18 protein-coding genes are annotated in these 17513 nt (G+C 58.4%); 12 read left to right on the forward strand and 6 right to left on the reverse strand.

Annotated elements, in window-relative coordinates:
- Positions 1-4: 4 nt before the first annotated feature.
- Positions 5-2218 (forward strand): response regulator, encoded by a 2214-nt coding sequence (locus tag ACR0DE_RS00195; RefSeq protein WP_480750983.1) that lies wholly within the window; start codon positions 5-7, stop codon positions 2216-2218.
- A 9-nt stretch (positions 2219-2227) separates the two neighbouring features.
- Entirely contained in the window at positions 2228-2689 is a 462-nt protein-coding gene (locus ACR0DE_RS00200) for a VOC family protein (protein ID WP_170426031.1), read from the forward strand.
- On the opposite strand, the gene yaaA is transcribed toward ACR0DE_RS00200, so the two are convergent.
- The 3 genes from yaaA to ACR0DE_RS00215 all read right to left on the reverse strand — a co-directional run bounded on the left by yaaA (position 2680) and on the right by ACR0DE_RS00215 (position 5889).
- Positions 2680-3450 (reverse strand): peroxide stress protein YaaA, encoded by a 771-nt coding sequence (gene yaaA / locus ACR0DE_RS00205; protein ID WP_480750987.1) that lies wholly within the window; start codon positions 3448-3450, stop codon positions 2680-2682. The genes ACR0DE_RS00200 and yaaA overlap by 10 nt on opposite strands.
- 33 nt (positions 3451-3483) lie before the next feature.
- Positions 3484-5523, reverse strand: a complete 2040-nt coding sequence (gene recQ / locus ACR0DE_RS00210) for a DNA helicase RecQ (protein WP_480750989.1) — start codon at positions 5521-5523, stop codon at positions 3484-3486.
- A 78-nt stretch (positions 5524-5601) separates the two neighbouring features.
- The gene (locus ACR0DE_RS00215; RefSeq protein WP_170394943.1) at positions 5602-5889 is read right to left on the reverse strand and encodes a YggT family protein; all 288 of its coding nucleotides are present in this window, start codon (positions 5887-5889) and stop codon (positions 5602-5604) included.
- Between the two features lie 133 nt (positions 5890-6022).
- Here ACR0DE_RS00215 and ACR0DE_RS00220 point away from each other — a divergent pair, with 133 nt between their 5' ends.
- The 10 genes from ACR0DE_RS00220 to smpB all read left to right on the forward strand — a co-directional run bounded on the left by ACR0DE_RS00220 (position 6023) and on the right by smpB (position 14172).
- Complete coding sequence (locus tag ACR0DE_RS00220; RefSeq protein ID WP_170394940.1) at positions 6023-7390, forward strand: MFS transporter; 1368 nt, start codon at positions 6023-6025, stop codon at positions 7388-7390.
- On the forward strand, positions 7387-8250 hold the full coding sequence (gene mepA / locus ACR0DE_RS00225) for a penicillin-insensitive murein endopeptidase (protein ID WP_170636587.1): 864 nt from the start codon (positions 7387-7389) through the stop codon (positions 8248-8250). The genes ACR0DE_RS00220 and mepA overlap by 4 nt, the downstream gene beginning before the upstream one ends.
- Positions 8223-9107 (forward strand): esterase-like activity of phytase family protein, encoded by an 885-nt coding sequence (locus ACR0DE_RS00230; RefSeq protein WP_170394933.1) that lies wholly within the window; start codon positions 8223-8225, stop codon positions 9105-9107. The genes mepA and ACR0DE_RS00230 overlap by 28 nt, the downstream gene beginning before the upstream one ends.
- 91 nt (positions 9108-9198) lie before the next feature.
- Positions 9199-9846, forward strand: a complete 648-nt coding sequence (locus tag ACR0DE_RS00235) for a queuosine precursor transporter (RefSeq protein WP_170394930.1) — start codon at positions 9199-9201, stop codon at positions 9844-9846.
- Between the two features lie 263 nt (positions 9847-10109).
- The gene (arfB, locus tag ACR0DE_RS00240; protein ID WP_480750992.1) at positions 10110-10529 is read left to right on the forward strand and encodes an alternative ribosome rescue aminoacyl-tRNA hydrolase ArfB; all 420 of its coding nucleotides are present in this window, start codon (positions 10110-10112) and stop codon (positions 10527-10529) included.
- Positions 10530-10589: 60 nt separating this feature from the next.
- Positions 10590-11336 carry an SDR family oxidoreductase gene (locus ACR0DE_RS00245; RefSeq protein ID WP_480750996.1) on the forward strand — a complete coding sequence of 249 codons (747 nt, stop codon included), beginning with the start codon at positions 10590-10592 and terminating at the stop codon, positions 11334-11336.
- Positions 11337-11418: 82 nt separating this feature from the next.
- Positions 11419-12432: a P1 family peptidase gene (locus ACR0DE_RS00250; protein ID WP_480750999.1), complete on the forward strand. Its 1014-nt coding sequence runs from the start codon at positions 11419-11421 to the stop codon at positions 12430-12432.
- Between the two features lie 112 nt (positions 12433-12544).
- On the forward strand, positions 12545-12958 hold the full coding sequence (locus ACR0DE_RS00255) for a c-type cytochrome (RefSeq protein WP_170394920.1): 414 nt from the start codon (positions 12545-12547) through the stop codon (positions 12956-12958).
- A gap of 144 nt (positions 12959-13102) precedes the next feature.
- Positions 13103-13645: an isopentenyl-diphosphate Delta-isomerase gene (idi, locus tag ACR0DE_RS00260; RefSeq protein ID WP_170394917.1), complete on the forward strand. Its 543-nt coding sequence runs from the start codon at positions 13103-13105 to the stop codon at positions 13643-13645.
- Between the two features lie 44 nt (positions 13646-13689).
- The gene (gene smpB, locus ACR0DE_RS00265) at positions 13690-14172 is read left to right on the forward strand and encodes an SsrA-binding protein SmpB (protein WP_170394914.1); all 483 of its coding nucleotides are present in this window, start codon (positions 13690-13692) and stop codon (positions 14170-14172) included.
- Here smpB and glpK read toward each other — a convergent pair.
- The 3 genes from glpK to panB form a co-directional block, all read right to left on the reverse strand.
- Entirely contained in the window at positions 14169-15647 is a 1479-nt protein-coding gene (gene glpK, locus ACR0DE_RS00270; RefSeq protein ID WP_480751002.1) for a glycerol kinase GlpK, read from the reverse strand. The two genes, smpB and glpK, sit on opposite strands and share 4 nt — an antisense overlap.
- A gap of 70 nt (positions 15648-15717) precedes the next feature.
- Positions 15718-16569 carry a pantoate--beta-alanine ligase gene (gene panC / locus ACR0DE_RS00275; RefSeq protein WP_480751004.1) on the reverse strand — a complete coding sequence of 284 codons (852 nt, stop codon included), beginning with the start codon at positions 16567-16569 and terminating at the stop codon, positions 15718-15720.
- Complete coding sequence (panB, locus tag ACR0DE_RS00280; protein WP_480751007.1) at positions 16566-17405, reverse strand: 3-methyl-2-oxobutanoate hydroxymethyltransferase; 840 nt, start codon at positions 17403-17405, stop codon at positions 16566-16568. Before panB ends, panC begins: the two co-directional genes overlap by 4 nt.
- Positions 17406-17513: the final 108 nt, after the last annotated feature.

Here is a 17513-nt window from a genome sequence, read left to right on the forward strand (position 1 = left end):
ATTCATGAGCCTTGCAGAAAAACTGGCACAAGAGCGGCGCGCACGTTTGACCGCCGAACGGCTTTTGCACCTGAAACAGGCCGAGCTGTCGGCCGCCAATCGCAAACTAGGCCGCCACGCCATCGCGCTTACGCGCCAGATCGATGAGACCCAGGCCGAGGTTGCGACGGTTCGCGATGAAAACGAAAAGGTCAAATCCGATCTGACCGTGGCCAATGCCAAGATCGAAGAGGCTGAACGCCGCCTGTGGCATTCGATCCAGACCATCCCTGACGGGTTTGCCTTTTTCGACGGCAACAACACACTGATCGGTGCCAACGCCGCTTACCTAAGCGTTTTCGATGGGCTGGAAGAGGTCGCGCCGGGGATCAGCTACACGCGTATTCTCGAAATTCTGACCCATGAAGGGATCGTGGACATCGGCGCGGAGAATATCGCGGACTGGCAGGCGCGTATGCTTGCACGCTGGGCGCAACCGCACCCCGAACCCGAGGTGATCCAGTTGTGGAACGGCCAGTATATCCGGCTGATTGATCAGCGGGGCCACGGCGGTGACGTGCTGAGCCTGGCGTTGAACATCACAGCCTCGGTCCGGCATGAGGCCGAGCTAAACGCTGCACGTGAACGGGCCGAGGCCGCAAACCGCGCCAAATCCGCCTTTCTGGCCAATATGAGCCATGAGATTCGCACGCCGATGAACGGGATCGTCGGTATGACCGAACTGCTGACCGAAACCCCGATGAACGAAGAACAAAGGCTCTATGTAAGCACAATTCGCAATTCGGGCGAGGCTTTGCTGGTCATCATCAACGATGTCCTCGACTATTCCAAGATCGAGGCCGACAAGTTGACGCTGCACCCCGAACAGTTCGATTTGGAGCGCTGTATCCTTGAGGTCGCGATGCTGTTGCAACCCAGCGTACGCGACAAGGGCCTGACCTTGCTGGTGGACTATGACCTGTTCCTGCCGACGCTTTTTGTGGGGGATCCGGGGCGGATTCGGCAGATTCTGACCAACCTTGTCGGCAATGCAGTGAAGTTTACCGCGCAGGGCCATGTCCTTATTCGGGTGACCGGCGTTCCCGACGCGACAACTGAAACCTGCGACATCCACGTGGCCATCGAGGATACGGGTATCGGAATCAAAGCCGACAAGGTCCCGCACATCTTTGGTGAATTCAATCAGGTTGAGGATGCTCAGAACCGCCAATTCGAAGGCACGGGTTTGGGGCTGGCAATCACCAAGCGGCTGATCTCGATGATGGGCGGTGCCGTCTGGGTCGAAAGCGACGCGGGCAAAGGATCTTGCTTTGGTTTCCGTATCACACTGCCCACGGCCGAAGGTCCGCAGCCCGTTCCGCCCGATCTGGCGGGGCAGTTGGGGCAGGTTCTGGTGGTCGAGGATATGGCCGTCAACCGCGCCATTCTGACCAAACAACTGAGCCGCCTTGGGTCTCAGGCGCTCACGTGTTCAACAGGGGCTGAAGCGCTTTCTGCAATGGACAAAACTATTGATCTGGTGCTGTGCGATCACGATCTGCCGGACATGGACGGTCTGGAACTCGCCACAACACTGCGCGACAAAGGATGGGGTGATCTGCCAATTGTGGTGATGTCGGCCAATCCGGGTGTGATTCATGCCGACCCGGCCCATCGCCTGATTGACGGCGTGTTGCAAAAGCCCATCCCGCGCGCCGAGCTGTATTCACGGCTGATGGCGCTGGGCGCTCCCGTATTCAAGTCGGATCGCAGTGACGACTGCGTCGCTGATCCCGAGACTCATGCGCAAGTTCCGCAGAATCAGAGGCTGATGCGGGTTCTGGCAGCCGAGGACAATCGAACCAATCAACTGATCCTTCAAAAGATGACCAAAGATCTGAATATCGATTTGAAATTCGTCTCCAATGGGTTGGAGGCGATCGAAACCTTCGCCAGTTTCGACCCGGACCTGATTTTCATGGATATCTCGATGCCCAAGATGGATGGGAAAGAGGCGACGGGTGAAATCCGGCGTCGCGAGATCGGAACGGATCGACATGTTCCCATAGTGGCCCTGACGGCCCATGCCATGACAGGGGATGATCAGGGCATACTGGCAGCCGGGCTTGATCATTATCTGACCAAACCGTTGCACAAGAAACTGATCCACAAGATGATACTGGAACATCGTCCAGCCGATGCCCAATTGGTCGGTGCAGAAGGTGAAAGTACGGAATAGGATCGATTTATGTCAGATGAGCGCGGTTTTCGCCCCCGGGGATTGGGTGAGATTGCAATTCGCTGCGCCGATATGGCGGCAATGGTGTATTTCTATGAGAAGGTGATCGGGTTGCAGCGATTGCAAGGCGACCATAACAGCGCCATCACCTTTTTTCGGATTGCCGAAGGGTTTGGTGGACATACACAGGTGCTGGCCCTGTTTCACCAATCTGTTGGCTCTGAGCGTGGATCGGGCCAGACTGGCGCGGCAGTGCGAGTAACAGGGGGTGCCTCGGCCCTGCACCATATCGCGCTGTCGCTGCCCTTTGTCGAACAGGATGCTGTCATGCGCTGGTACGACCAGATCGACCAGCCTTATCGGGTCGAGCATTTTGGCTGGATCGGCTGGCGCGGTATCTTCACCCAAGACCCCGAAGGGAACACCGTTGAGCTTGTAGCCTACGACCCTTCACTGCTCGATCAGGCCTGATAGGGGCGAACAAACACAGGTTTGTAGTCGTCAGACAGGTCTGCCCTGTATTCATAACCACCGCTGTCGAAATCCAACAGGCCAATGGGATCGGTCAGGCGGTGCAGGATGATGTAGCGTGCCATCGCACCGCGCGCTTTCTTGGCGAAGAAGCTGACGATCTTGGGGGTGCCGCCCTTGTCCTCCATGAAGACCGGGGTCACAACGGGCAGCTTCAGTGCCTTCAGGTCGACCGCACCGAAGTATTCCTGACTGGCGCAGTTCACCAGAACCTTGCTGTCAGTTTCGGCGGCCTGCGCGTTCAGCACCTTGCTTAGCTGATCGCGCCAATATTCGTACAGGTTTTTTCCGCGTCTGGTTTTCAGTTTACTACCCATCTCAAGCCGGTAGGCCTGTACGGCATCCAGCGGGCGCAATACGCCATAAAGCCCGGACAGAATGCGCAGGTGATCCTGTGCCCAGGCCATTTCGTCGGCATCCAGCGATGCGGCTTCAAGCCCTTGATAGGTATCGCCCGCAAACGCCAGTGCGGCAGGGCGCGTCATCTCCGTATCAGGCGCGTCCGAGAACATACGATATCGGTCGCGGTTCAAGCGTGCCAGATCATCGCTCAGATCCATCAATTTTTTCAGATCGCCCAATGTCAGATTGCGTACTGTCTTCGACAAGCGGATCGCGTCATCCTGAAAATCGGGTTGTGTCACTTCGACGTTTCGTTCAGCCCAATCCAGCCGCTTGGCCGGGGAAATCACTACCAGCATATCCGCCCTCGTTTCTCGCCTGCTCAGGCGTATCTAGCCCGCCTGTTGCAGCACGTCCAGAAACGCCGCGCCAAACCTTTCGTGACGACGGTCACCCAGAACCTGCTCCATCGCTCGTGGATCATCCGGGTGCAGTTGCGCCACTTTCGCCAGTTGCGAGGCCGTACAGCTTAGCGGTTTGTCGATCCCGTCGGGGCCACGCGACAATTGCGATTGAACCTCAAGCAACTGATCGTAAATGTCGCCCTGATTGCGGCCGGCAAGTTTGCGCCTTGCGGGGTGCAGCTCTTCTACCGCGCCGGTCAGCACCTCAAGGAAAGTGGAACCATAGCGCTCCAGTTTCTTTGACCCAATACCGCTGATCCGCGCCATGTCGTCCAGATTTGCAGGTCGGGTTTCTGCCATCTCAATTAGGGTGCGATCAGGAAAAATAACATAAGCCGGGACCCGAGCGGCCTCGGCCAGTGCGCGCCGCTTGGCCTTGAGCGCCGAGAGCAGCGGCGCGTCTTCCTCGGACACCATCGCTTTGACAGCGGGTCGTCGGGTGGCTTTGCGGATGGTATCCTTGCGCAGATCGATCTGCGCCTCACCTTTCAGGATGGGTTTGGCGGTTTCTGTCATACGCAGCGCGCCGTGGCGTTCAGGGTCGGGGCGCACCAAATCATGGCCCATCATCTGCCGGAAGATCGCTTGCCATTGTGGGCGCGACCAGTCCTTGCCGATGCCGTAGGTGGACAGATTGTCGTGTCGCCGTGCGCGAATTTTATCAGTCTCGTTGGCAAGCAGAATGTCGATCAGATGACCTGCCCCGAACCATTCCTCGGTGCGTAGAATGGCGGACAGAGCCATGCGGACGGGCGTTGTGCCGTCGAAGACTTCGGGCGGGTTGTCGCAGAGATCGCACTTGCCGCAGGGTTCAGCCTGTTCCCCAAAATACCCCAGCAAGCTCTGGCGGCGGCATTTCAGGGCTTCGGCCAATCCCAGCAGCGCGTTAAGGCGCGCATGATCCGCCATGCGCCGTTCAGGTGGGGCCAGCCCTTCGTCGATCTGTGAGCGTCGTAGTCGGATATCGTCAGGCCCGAATAGGGTCAGGGTCTCGGCTGGTCCACCATCGCGTCCGGCGCGACCGATTTCTTGATAATAGGCCTCGATCGATTTCGGCAAATCCGCATGGGCGACCCAGCGGATGTCCGGCTTGTCGATACCCATGCCAAAGGCGACCGTAGCGACGACAATCAGCCCGTCCTCGCGCGCAAAGCGAGCTTCCACGATGCGGCGATCCTCGGCCTCCATCCCGCCGTGATAGTGGCAGGCCGTGTGACCTTCGGCGCGCAGGGCTTGCGCCAGCACCTCGGTCTTGTTGCGGGTCCCGCAATAGACGATGCCGGATTGGGTTTTGCGCGCGGCAGCGAAATCGAGGATCTGTTTGCGCGGTCCATCCTTGGCGGCAAAAGCCAGATGGATATTGGGCCTGTCGAACCCCCGCAGGAACTTGCGCGGCTCAACACCGTCGAACAGTTTTTCGACGATCTCGTCCTGCGTTTCCGCATCCGCTGTCGCGGTGAACGCGGCGAGGGGCACATTCAAAGCGCGCCGCAGCTCTCCGATCCGCAGATAATCAGGGCGGAAATCGTGGCCCCATTGGCTGACACAATGGGCCTCATCCACCGCGATCAGATTGACGTTGATCCTGCGCAGCATCCCCAGCGCCGACCCGGCGGCCAGACGCTCGGGCGCCATATACAGAAGCTTGAGCCGCCCAGCCTCTAATGCGTCCCATACCGCATCAGTTTCTTCGGGGGTGTTGCCCGAGGTGAGCGCGCCCGCCTCGACACCGGCTTCCTGCAGCCCACGCACCTGATCGCGCATCAAGGCGATCAGCGGAGAGATCACAACAGTCACGCCGTCTCGCAGCAACGCAGGTAACTGAAAACATAAGGACTTGCCCCCACCAGTGGGCATGATCGCCAGCACGTTTTCACCTGCGGTCACGGCGTCGACGATCTCTTCCTGACCGGGGCGGAAGTCGTCGAATCCGAAAACGTCTCGCAACAAGGGTGCGGAGTCGAACATGCGACGGAGGGTCCTGTTTTATGGTTTATCTGCTCTTAAGACAGGACCATCACATACTAAGATTCGGTGAACAAGAGGTCAGTAGAAATAGACCGCGTTGTTGATCAGGATGATCCGCAACGCATAGACTCCGATCAGCACCACCAGAGGGGTCAGATCCAGACCGCCCATGGCGGGCAGAATGCGGCGAATGGGGCCGTAGATCGGCTCTAACAAACGGTTCAGTCCGTACCAGATTTGCGCCACCAGTTGCTGGTGCAGGTTCAGCACCTGGAAGTTGATCAGCCAGCTCATGATCACATGGGCAAGGATGATGAACCAGACAATGTCCAGGATCAGCAGAAGGATTTGGATCAGCGACAGCATGGGCACTCCGTTCGTCAATTGCCCTGAGACCTAAGCGTCACAGCCGCAAAGAGCAAGTGCGCCCCAACAGAACGCTTGCGAATTGACCCAAAGCCCCGTCTTATGATCGCAACAATAATAATATGGGGCAGAGATGGCGGAGATTTCCAAGCGTAAGCGCATCTGGGGCTGGTGGTTTTTCGACTGGGCCAGTCAGCCGTTCCATACATTGCTGGTGACCTTTGTCTTTGGCCCCTATTTCGCCGGGGTGGCGGCTCAATACTATGCGAATACCGGATTAGACACCGATGCTGCGGCGGCGCAGGCGCAGACCGTCTGGGCGAATTGCCTGACCATAACTGGGCTGATCATCGCGTTCGGAGCGCCCCTTTTGGGCGCGATGGCGGATGTTTCGGGTCGGCGCATCCCGTGGATTCTCGGGTTTTCGGTGATGTACGCGGTGGGGTCTGCCGCGTTGTGGTATACGATGCCCGATGGCTCGAACATGTGGTTGATGCTGTCGGCTTTTGGTCTGGGCTTTGTGGGCGCAGAATATGCACTGATCTTCATCAACTCTCAGTTGCCCGATCTGGGTGACGATAGAGAAGTGGGCGAGATTTCAGGTTCGGGCTTCGCCTTCGGCTATTTCGGAGGCCTGTTGTCGCTGGCCATCATGCTGGCGCTGTTTGTTGAACAGCCCAACGGCAAGACCTTGATTGGTATGGATCCGTTGTTCGGGCTGGATGCGGCAACGCGTGAAGGGACGCGGTTTGTCGGCCCCTTCACCGCTGGATGGTTCGTGTTGTTCATGGTGCCGTATTTCCTGTGGGTTCGGGATGATCCTGAGACCAACAAACAGGGTAGCGTGGGTGAGGCGCTGCGCTTGCTGGGCAAGTCCGTGGCGGCTTTGCGTCACCGGGTCAGTCTGGCGACCTATCTGGGGTCTTCTATGTTCTATCGCGACGCGTTGAACGGGCTATACAGTTTCGGAGGCGTCTACGCGCGGTTAGTGCTTGAATGGGACCTGATAAAAATCGGCGTATTTGGGATCGTCAGCGTTCTGGCTTCGGCCATCTTTGCGTGGATCGGAGGCAAGATGGATCGCAAGTACGGCCCTAAACCGGTGATATTGGTTGCGATTTGGGTTCTGATCTTTGTCTGCGTAACGGTTGTGTCGATGGATCGAACACAGATCTACGGAATTTCATTACCCGTAGGCTCGGGCCTGCCGGACATGGCGTTCTTCGGGTGCGGAGTTCTGATCGGCGGCATGGGAGGTATTCTGCAATCCGCCAGCCGTTCAATGATGGTACGCCATACTGATCCCGCCACCCCGGTCGAGAGTTTTGGGCTGTACGGGCTTTCGGGTCGGGCGACCGCCTTTGCAGCGCCGCTATTGATCGGAATAGCAACAGCAGCAACCGGTAGTGCAAGACTGGGGGTGTCACCGATCATTCTGTTGTTTATTCTGGGCCTAGTCCTGATGCGCTGGGTGAAACCGGAAGGGGATCAGAGCAGATGATTTTACTACGTTTTTTGGCCGTTCTGGCCGCAATAGCACTGGCAGGCGCGGCCACGGCACAGCCCTTGGCCAAACAGTTATTCGGAGCCCAGAAGGTTGGGTCGCAGCAAAAATCTGCCGCATTCGGCAGTTATTCGCGCGGGTGCGCCGCCGGGTCGGTGCAACTCCCTGAAACCGGGCCAACTTGGCAAGCCATGCGCCTGTCGCGCAATCGCAATTGGGGGCATCCTCAGGCGATCGACTATGTGCAGGATCTCAGCCGGTTTGCCGCGAAACAACCGGGGTGGAATGGTCTCTATATCGGGGATATCAGCCAACCGCGGGGTGGGCCGATGACCTCGGGCCATCGTTCGCACCAGTTGGGTTTGGATATCGATATCTGGATGCTGCCGGGCGATAACATGCGCCTAAGCCGCAAAGCACGCGAGAATATCTCGTCTATATCCTTGCGCCGCGCGAACGGCGCGTATGTAAACGGCAACTGGACCAAGCAGCACCATGCGGTATTGCGCGAAGCCGCCAAGGACAAGCGCGTTGCCCGGATCTTCGTATTCCCGGGTGCAAAGGTGCAGATGTGCAATGACGAGAAGGGCAACAAAGCCTATCTGCGCAAGATCCGGCCATGGTGGGGACATCACTATCATTTCCACGTGCGGCTGAAATGCCCGAAAGGATCGAAAGGCTGTGTAAATCAGGACCCGCCACCCAAGGGTGATGGTTGCGCCGAGGCGCAGCAATGGGTGCGCAATATTCTGAACCCACCGCCACCTGATCCAAATGCGCCGCCGCCCAAGAAACGTCGTGAATATCGAATGGCGGACCTTCCCCAGCAATGCGCCGCAGTCTTGCAATCCAACTGATTGTTGCAACGCTGTTGGCCAGTGCCGTTTCGGCAGTTGGTACCAGCCCGGCAACGCTTCTAGCCCGATTTGACTGGAACAACAGTGCCGGTTGGTTTGGCGGGTTCTCGGCCCTTCATTTGTCGGAAAACGGCCGGCAAATGATCGTGCTCGGCGACCGGTCGAGGCTTGTGACCGCGCGGATCAACCGGGATGGAGACCAAATCAGGAATATCCAGATACTGAGATACGGACCCATCTTCTCGAGCAAAGGGCGCAGCCTGAGCGGTCGGGCAGGGGATTCCGAAGGGATCGCTGTCGCTCCGGATGGGAGCCTATATATCTCGTTCGAAGGTGTGCACCGAGTGGTCCATTATTCCACACCGGGGGCCAAAGCCAAGGTATTGCCCCGCCCGGAGGCTTTTCATGATTTAGAGCGCAATGGCTCGTTCGAAGCATTGGCGATCGATGATCGGGGCAGGCTTTACACCCTGACCGAGAAATCCCGCACCGCAGACGGTAAAATCCTCGTCTATCGGTGGGATGGCCACCACTGGACAAGGCCGTTTGTTTTGCCGCCGAGTGGAAGGTTCCTGCCGGTTGCGGCAGATTTTGGGCCCGATGGGCGTTTGTATGTGTTAGAGCGCGCGGTGTCATTTTTCGGCTTCCGCTCGCGACTGCGGCGCTGGGTGATCGCAGATGATGCACCCGTGTCACAAGAGATTCTGTTCGAAACCAGCACCGGGACGCATGACAATCTCGAGGGCCTTTCTGTCTGGCGCGATGTGCAGGGGCGGCTGCGCGCAACGATGATTTCCGACGACAACTTCTTCTTTCTGCAACGCACTGAATTGGTCGAATACTTGCTGCCTGATTGACAGGCGGCAGACAAAGGTCTAAACGCACGGCCTGCCTCGGGATGAGCCTGGGGCCAAGTCGCCGCTACCTTGTCAAAACGGGCATCTGAAAATGCAACGCAGCTTTATTCCCGGCATCCTTGCCATGGCCTCGATCGTCGTGGCCTCAAACATCCTGGTCCAGTTCCTGATCCTTGACGGCCTGTTGACCTGGGGTGCCTTCACCTATCCGTTGGCCTTTCTGGTCACCGACATCATGAACCGCGTCTACGGCGTGGGTCCGGCCCGCAAGGTCGTATTCGCCGGATTTGTCACCGGTATCATCTGCTCGCTGATCGGCAGCCAGATCATGCTGCAGGGTGACGGCTTCACCTATGCCGCCGTGCCGCTGCGCATCGCAGTCGCTTCGGGCACCGCCTTCCTGATCGCGCAATTGACCGACGTCACTGTGTTCAACTCACTGCGTGGTGGCCGCTGGTGGCGCGCGCCGCTGGTGTCGACACTGGTCGGTTCAGCGCTGGACACCGCGATCTTCTTTACGCTGGCGTTCTCGGCCTCGGTTACCGTCTTTGGTGCCAATGCAGACGCTGCGATCAACTGGGCGTGGGAGCCTGTGCCCTTCATGCTGTCCGGCCCGATGGCCCCGCTGTGGGTGACGCTGGCCTTCGCTGACTGGCTGGTGAAACTGTCGCTGGCACTAATCGCCCTGATTCCGTTCAAGGTGATCGTCGCCCGTCTGACCGCTGCACAGCCTGCGTAAAAAAGTTCTTTGAGATTGGCACAACTTGTGTCACGCTCCTTGTTAACCGCAACAGATAGAAAAGGAGGTGATCCAGTGTCGAGAAAGAGATTGGAGAGAGGTGTTGGAACAACCGGGGGGATCGCCTGTTAAGGCAGCCCTTGGCGGAGCGCTCGCTCCGGCTGGTCGATTGATCTAACCGACCCAACCTCCTGAACTTTCGAAGGGCCGTCCCGCCGGGGCGGCCCTTTTTGTTTTCAACTGCGCCCTGTAAGGTCCGATCCATGTTGCGCATCACCGACGATATCGCCCTGCAAGACTGGGAAATCACCGAAAGCTTCGTGCGGTCCTCTGGTCCGGGTGGGCAGAACGTCAACAAGGTCTCCACCGCCGTTGAGCTGCGGTTCGAGGCCGCGCGCTCACCTTCCTTGCCTGATCCGGTCAAGACACGTCTGAAACGGCTGGCCGGACGTCGCTGGACCAAGGACGGCGCGATCATCATTCAATGTGAAGAAACACGTTCTCAGGCCCGCAACCGCGACATCGCGCGCGCCCGGTTGGCTGAACTGATCACGCGGGCATTGGTCAATCCCAAGCGCAGGATCGCGACCAAACCCACTTATGGTTCGGTCAAGCGAAGGCTTGCTGCTAAGAAAGCCCGCGCGGATGTCAAAGCCCTGCGAGGCAAAGTGTCCGAAGATTGATCTGGCAGTTTCGCTGCACGTTGCTACTCTGCCGGTGCAAGACGCAGGGGAGGTAAAGCCATGAGGCTTGAGGGAAAAACCGCCATCGTAACCGGCGGCGCATCCGGGTTCGGCGCTGGGATTGCGCAAAAGTTCCTGACCGAAGGCGCCCGCGTGATGATCGCAGATATCAATGGCGAAGCGGCTTCCGACATGGCGTCCGCGGAGGGCACGAATGCCATCGCACAGCACGTTGATGTCTCGGATGCGGCATCGGTTCAGGCCATGGCACATGCGGTATCGGAAGAATTCGGAAAGCTTGATATTCTGGTGAATAATGCGGGCGTGACGCACCTGCCGGCCCCACTTGAGGACGTCGATGACGATGAATTCGACCGCGTCTTCGCCGTGAACATGAAATCCGTTTACCTGACCGCGCGCGCCTTTGTTCCGCAGATGAAGATACGCGGCGCGGGGGCGATCCTGAACGTGGCCTCAACAGCAGGCCTGTCGCCGCGGCCCAATCTGAACTGGTACAACGCCTCCAAAGGCTGGATGATCACCGCGACCAAGACGATGGCCGTCGAACTTGCCCCCTCGGGCCTGCGCGTCAACGCGATCTGCCCGGTGGCGGGTGAAACCCCGCTGCTGAAATCCTTCATGGGTGAAGACACCCCGGAAATCCGCGCCAAATTCCTGTCAACGATCCCGCTTGGTCGCTTCTCAACGCCCGAAGACATGGCAAACGCCGCCTGTTTCCTCTGCTCGGACGAGGCCAGCATGATCACCGGCACAGCCCTGGAAGTGGACGGAGGCCGATGCATTTGATCCGCCCTTCATCTGGCCATAAATATCTCCGCCGGAGGCAGCGCGCCCCAGCGCGCTTTCCGGCCCAGTGCGCGAGACGAAAATGAACCCCGGACCCAGAAACCTGATCACTGATGTCGCTGGCCTCAAGGTTGGCAATGCGCACGATGATACGCTTAAATCAGGCACAACTGTCCTGACGGCGGACGACCCGTTCACAGCTTCGGTTCATGTGATGGGCGGCGCCCCCGGCACGCGTGAGACCGACCTTCTGGCGGTCGACAAAACTGTTGATCGGGTCGACGCGATTGCTTTGTCCGGCGGCTCGGCCTTTGGACTGGATGCGTGCTCGGGCGTTTCAGACGCATTGCGCGCTCAGGGGCGCGGATTTCAGGTCGGTTCGGCCGTCGTGCCCATCGTGCCGGGCGCGATTCTGTTCGATCTACTCAATGGTGGAGATAAGAACTGGACCGAAAATCCTTATCGCGATCTGGGGAAGTCTGCGTATTTGACCGCCTCACCAGAATTTGAACTGGGCTCGGTGGGGGCTGGTACCGGCGCATTGGCCGCGATGCACAAGGGTGGCTTAGGCTCGGCTTCGTTAAAGCTTGAGGGTGGCGTAACCGTCGGCGCGCTGGTTGCCGCCAATCCGCTTGGCAGCGTAACCACACCGGATGATCGGCATTTTTGGGCTGCGCCGTTTGAGATCAATGACGAGTTCGGTGGATTGGGGCCAGATCCGACCTCGGGTCTTGGTTCCTCTCTTGTCAGCCGTAAGGCGCAGATGATGCATTCTGCTCCGCCAGATCGCGCAAACACCACGATTGCTATAGTTGCAACTGATGCAGCGCTGACCAAACCGCAATGCCAGCGTCTGGCGGTAGCAGCCCATGACGGCATCGCCCGTGCCATTGTTCCTGCGCACACGCCTGGCGATGGAGATCTGGTGTTTGGTCTCAGCACCGGCGCGCGCACGATTGGCCCCGAGGCGATGGCGATGATCGGCCATGCGGCCTCGATCTGTCTTGCGCGCGCGATTGCACGGGCTATCTATCTGGCTTCCCCCCGCGCTGGCGACCTGCTGCCCTGCTGGTCGCAGTTACATGACTTCGGTTAAGTACGACACCGATCGCCTGTGACACAGTGCCGTCGCGCGGCAATCTGCGCGTTGACTCTCTGCTGTGCCAGCGATCCATTCGGTGCAGCCAATTCATATCGGAGCAAAAGCTATGAATCGTATCCTTGCCACCGCAATTGCCGGTCTGCTGGCCCTTCCTGTCTATGCAGAAGGTGATGCCGAAGCGGGTAAGAAGACCTTCAATAAATGTAAATCCTGTCACATGATTGCTGACCCTGCGGGTGAAGTTATCGTTAAGGGCGGTAAGACGGGTCCGAACCTGTACGGAATCGCAGGCCGCACCGCCGGCACTGAAGAAGGCTTCAGATACGGCGATAGCATCGTGGCCGCGGGCGAAAATGGGCTGGTCTGGGATGAAGAGACTTTCGTGGCCTACGCCCAAGACCCCAAAGCATTCTTGAAAGACTATTTGGGGGAAACCTCGGCCAAGTCGAAAATGACCTTCAAGCTGAAGAAAGGCGCCGAAGACGTTTACGCCTATATCGTGAGCGTTTCGGGAGAGTAACTCCGCCAACAGGTTTACAGACGAACTTCGAAATGCCGCAGCCCCTGCGGCCTTTCGTGCGATTGATTGACATTGTAATCAGCGCCACTTTGGGGAAAACCGGTAAGGCCATGTGCACCGGAGATCGCCAACAGGAGACGACAGATGGGAATCTTGATCCCGGCTTGGGTTGAGGGCGAACTGACACCCGTCGACAAGCTGGAGGCGCATGAAAAGGGGCTGCGACACAAGGCTGTGTCCGTGTTTGCCGTGCGCGGGACCGAGATATTGCTGCAACGCCGGGCGATGGGCAAATACCACACGCCGGGTCTATGGGCGAATACCTGTTGTACGCATCCGGATTGGGACGAAAGCGCTTCGCATTGTGCCGTCCGGCGCCTGCGCGAAGAATTGGGCATCACCGGACTTTACCCCGAATACCGGCATCGATTGGAGTATCACGCCGATGTCGGCAACGGAATGGTCGAGAACGAGGTGGTCGACGTCTTTCTGGCCCATGTGCGTGGAGCCTTGAAAATCGAGCCTAACCCGGAAGAAGTGATGGATATCCGCTGGGTCGATTACCACGATCTGCTGGCCGAGGTGAAGCGGCACCCCGACCGTTTTACCCCGTGGCTCAAGATTTATCTGCACAATCACGCTGACACGATATTTGGACCTGACCTGATAATCTCGGCCAATTCATAACCCTGCCTTGCAAGGCGGACGCAAGCGGCATACATCAACGCGTCATGGCCAAGCAGAAGCAGAACACTGACCCGAATTACAAAGTGATCGCCGAAAACCGGCGTGCGCGCTTCGATTATGCGATCGAAGACGATCTCGAATGCGGTATTGTCCTGGAAGGGTCCGAGGTCAAATCCCTGCGTGCCGGTGGGTCGAACATTGCTGAAAGCTATGCGTCGGTTGATGACGGAGAGCTATGGCTGATCAACAGCTATATCGCGCCCTATGAGCAGGCCAAGGTCTTCAAACATGAAGAACGCCGCCGCCGTAAACTGCTGGTGTCACGCAAGGAACTGTCGAACCTGTGGAACGCGACCCAACGCAAAGGCATGACGCTGGTGCCGCTGGTGCTTTACTTTAATCACAAGGGTCGGGCGAAGCTGAAGATCGGCATCGCCAAAGGTAAGAAGCTGCACGACAAGCGCGAAACGCAGGCCAAGCGCGACTGGTCACGGCAGAAACAGCGCTTGATGAAGGACCACAGTTAGAACGCCATGGCCGCCTGAACCGCGCGTTGCCAGCGCGCATAGGCCGCGTCTCGGTCAGCAACGGGTTTTGCAGGCTCAAACCGCCGGTCCAGATCCCAGGTTTCGGCGAATCCGGCCTGATCCGGGTAGACACCCGCTTTCATGCCCGCCAGCCATGCGGCACCAAGCGCGGTGGTTTCCTGCATCACCGGGCGGTCGACCGGGGCGCCCAGAATGTCGGAAAGCCCCTGCATGGCCCAGTCCGAGGCGCTCATTCCGCCGTCGACGCGCAGGATCACGTCAGTCTCTGCGCCCCAATCGCCCTGCATTGCGTGCCACAGGTCGCGGGTCTGGAACGCGATGCTTTCCAGCGTGGCGCGCGTGATTTCGGCGCGGCCTGAATTGCGAGTCAGGCCAAAGATTGCGCCCCGGCAATCGGGTTTCCAATAAGGCGCGCCCAGCCCAGTAAAGGCAGGGACGAGAACAACGTGCTGGTTTGGATCAGCTTTGGCGGCTAGTTCACCGCTTTGTGGCGCGGTTTCGATGATTTGCAACGCATCGCGCAGCCATTGCACCGCTGCACCGGCAATGAAAATCGAGCCTTCAAGCGCATAGGTTTTCTGCCCGTCCAACTGATAGGCAATTGTCGTTAGCAGCCGGTTTTTCGATTCAACTGGCTGCGTACCGGTGTTGAGTAGTGCGAAACAGCCCGTGCCATAGGTGGATTTCATCATGCCCGGCTGGAAACAGGCCTGTCCGATGGTGGCAGCTTGCTGATCCCCCGCCACGCCGAGAATTGGAATGTTACCGCCAAACAGTGAGGTCGATCCGAAGTCTGCGGCGCAATCGCGCACGTCGGGCAACAAAGCTTGGGGGATGTCCAGCAAGTCGCAGATCTCGGTACTCCATTCCCCTTTGTGAATATCGAATAGCAATGTGCGGGCCGCATTGGTGGCGTCGGTGGCGTGCACGCGCCCTTCTGTCAGTCGCCAGATCAGGAAGGTATCGATTGTGCCAAACAGCAGCTCTCCGGCGGCGGCACGGTCGCGTGCGCCGGGGACGGTATCAAGCAACCATTTGACCTTGGTGCCTGAAAAATAAGGATCTAGCAGCAGACCGGTCTGGGCAGTTACGTCATCCTCGCATCCCGCTTTGCGAAGACGCTCGCAAATCTCAGCGGTGCGACGGTCCTGCCAGACGATTGCGTTGTGAATGGGGGCCCCAGTGGCGCGATCCCAGATGACAGTGGTTTCGCGTTGGTTGGTAATCCCGATACCAGCGATCTGTGCTGCGGATACACCTGTCGTTTGCATCACTTCACGGCAAACCGTCAGAACGCTGTCCCATATCTCCTCGGCATCATGCTCAACCCAGCCTTCCTGTGGGAAATGCTGTGTAAACTCGTGCTGCGCAGTGCCGACGCGCTGCATTTGCGCGTCGAACAGGATTGCACGAGACGATGTGGTGCCCTGATCGATTGCCAGAATATAGGTCATTCCTGCGCCCCTCCCGCTTTGGTTTTGCAGGACTTTAGCGCAAACACAACCAAACGTGCCAGAGGGGAAATCAGACCGGAGACACCGGTAGATTGTCGATCAGCCGCACGCCGTCGACCAAGGCTGCCGCAAACAGTCGTGCGGGTCGTTTGGCATGGGTCATAGGCTCCAGCGTTTCAGCGCAGCGTAGTTGCAGATACTCCACTTCGTTGAAACCGGCGGCCAAAAGATCGGCCTGTGCCTGAGAAGCCAAAGTTTCAAATTCTTCGCCGTTTTCCAGCGCCTGAACGACTGCACGCATGATGCGATGTTTTTCGGCTGCGATGGCCAGACTATCCTCGGATAGCCTTTGATTGCGCGAAGACATTGCGAGGCCCGAAGGTTCACGCACCGTGGGGCACCCAATCACCTCGATCGGGATATCGAGGTCGCGGGCCATCCGGCGGACGATCATAAGCTGCTGATAGTCTTTTTCCCCGAAATAGGCTCGATCCGCTTGCGTTTGCAGGAACAGCTTGGCGACAACGGTTGCCACACCATCGAAATGACCCGGGCGGAATTCTCCCTCCATCGTGTCGGTCAGACCCGAGACCGAGACTGTGGTGGCGAAGCCATCAGGGTAAATCTCATCCGGGTCGGGCACGTATATCGCATCGACGTTGTAAGGCGCGAGCTTTTTCGCGTCTTCCCGTTCGGTGCGCGGATAGTTGGCGAGGTCCTCGGGGTTGTTGAACTGCTTGGGGTTTACAAAGATCGTCACGATCACCCGGTCGCAAGCCGTCTTCGCAGCTTCGGCCAGCGACAGATGCCCCTGGTGCAGCGCACCCATGGTGGGGACAACTCCGATCACCTCACCATTCAGATGCCAATCACGGGTCAGAGCGCGCAAGTCTGCCAGTCGACGCAGAATAGGCGCGGTCATGACTTGGGTCCTTTGACGGGTACGGCATCGGCAAAGACATGTTCGTCTGCCGGGAAGCTTCGCGCACGAACCTCGGCTGCGTATTCAGCAATGGCGGCTTCGGCCAACGGGCCAAGATCAGCATAGCGTTTGACGAATTTCGGTTTGAAGGCGGTGAAAAAGCCAAGCATATCGTCCACCACCAGAATTTGCCCGTCGCACCCGGCCGAGGCACCAATGCCGATTGTGGGGATCGCAATCTCAGCGGTAATCCGGTTGGCCAAACCCTGCGGAACTTTCTCTAACACGACCGAAAACGCGCCTGCTTCGGCGACGGCCCAGGCGTCGGCCAATACGGCATCGGCCTGTTCGTCGCGCCCTTGTACCTTATAGCCACCCAAAGTGTTTATCGACTGCGGTGTCAGGCCAATATGTGCCATCACCGGGATCCCACGTTTGACCAGAAACCGGATGGTTTCAGCCATCTCGACGCCACCTTCCAGCTTAACCGCCCCAGCTCCTGTTTCCGACATCAGCCGGGCTGCGTTGCGGAATGCCTGAGCCGGGTCATGCTCGTAGCTGGCGAAAGGCATGTCGATCACCATCATTGCCTTGTCCAGACCACGGGCAACGGCCTGGCCGTGCATGATCATCATCTCCATCGTCACACCAAGGGTCGACGTCAACCCGTGCAACACCATGCCGACGCTGTCACCGACCAGAACGAAGTCACAATGCGCATCCATCAACTGCGCCATCGGTGTTGTGTAGGCGGTCAACGAGACCAGAGGATCAGTACCTTTCCGGGCGCGGATATCCTCGGCGTTCGGGGCTTTCTTGCGGGCGGTGGCGCTCATGCTCGCTCCTCGCAGGGTTCATGTTGCAGCGCGGCATAGCAGATGCGGCAGGCGCAAAGAAACCCCGGTTGCGCCAACAATTCCTTGATTGACCTCGGGTTTGCGAGG

Source organism: Ruegeria sp. C10, from assembly GCF_056537805.1.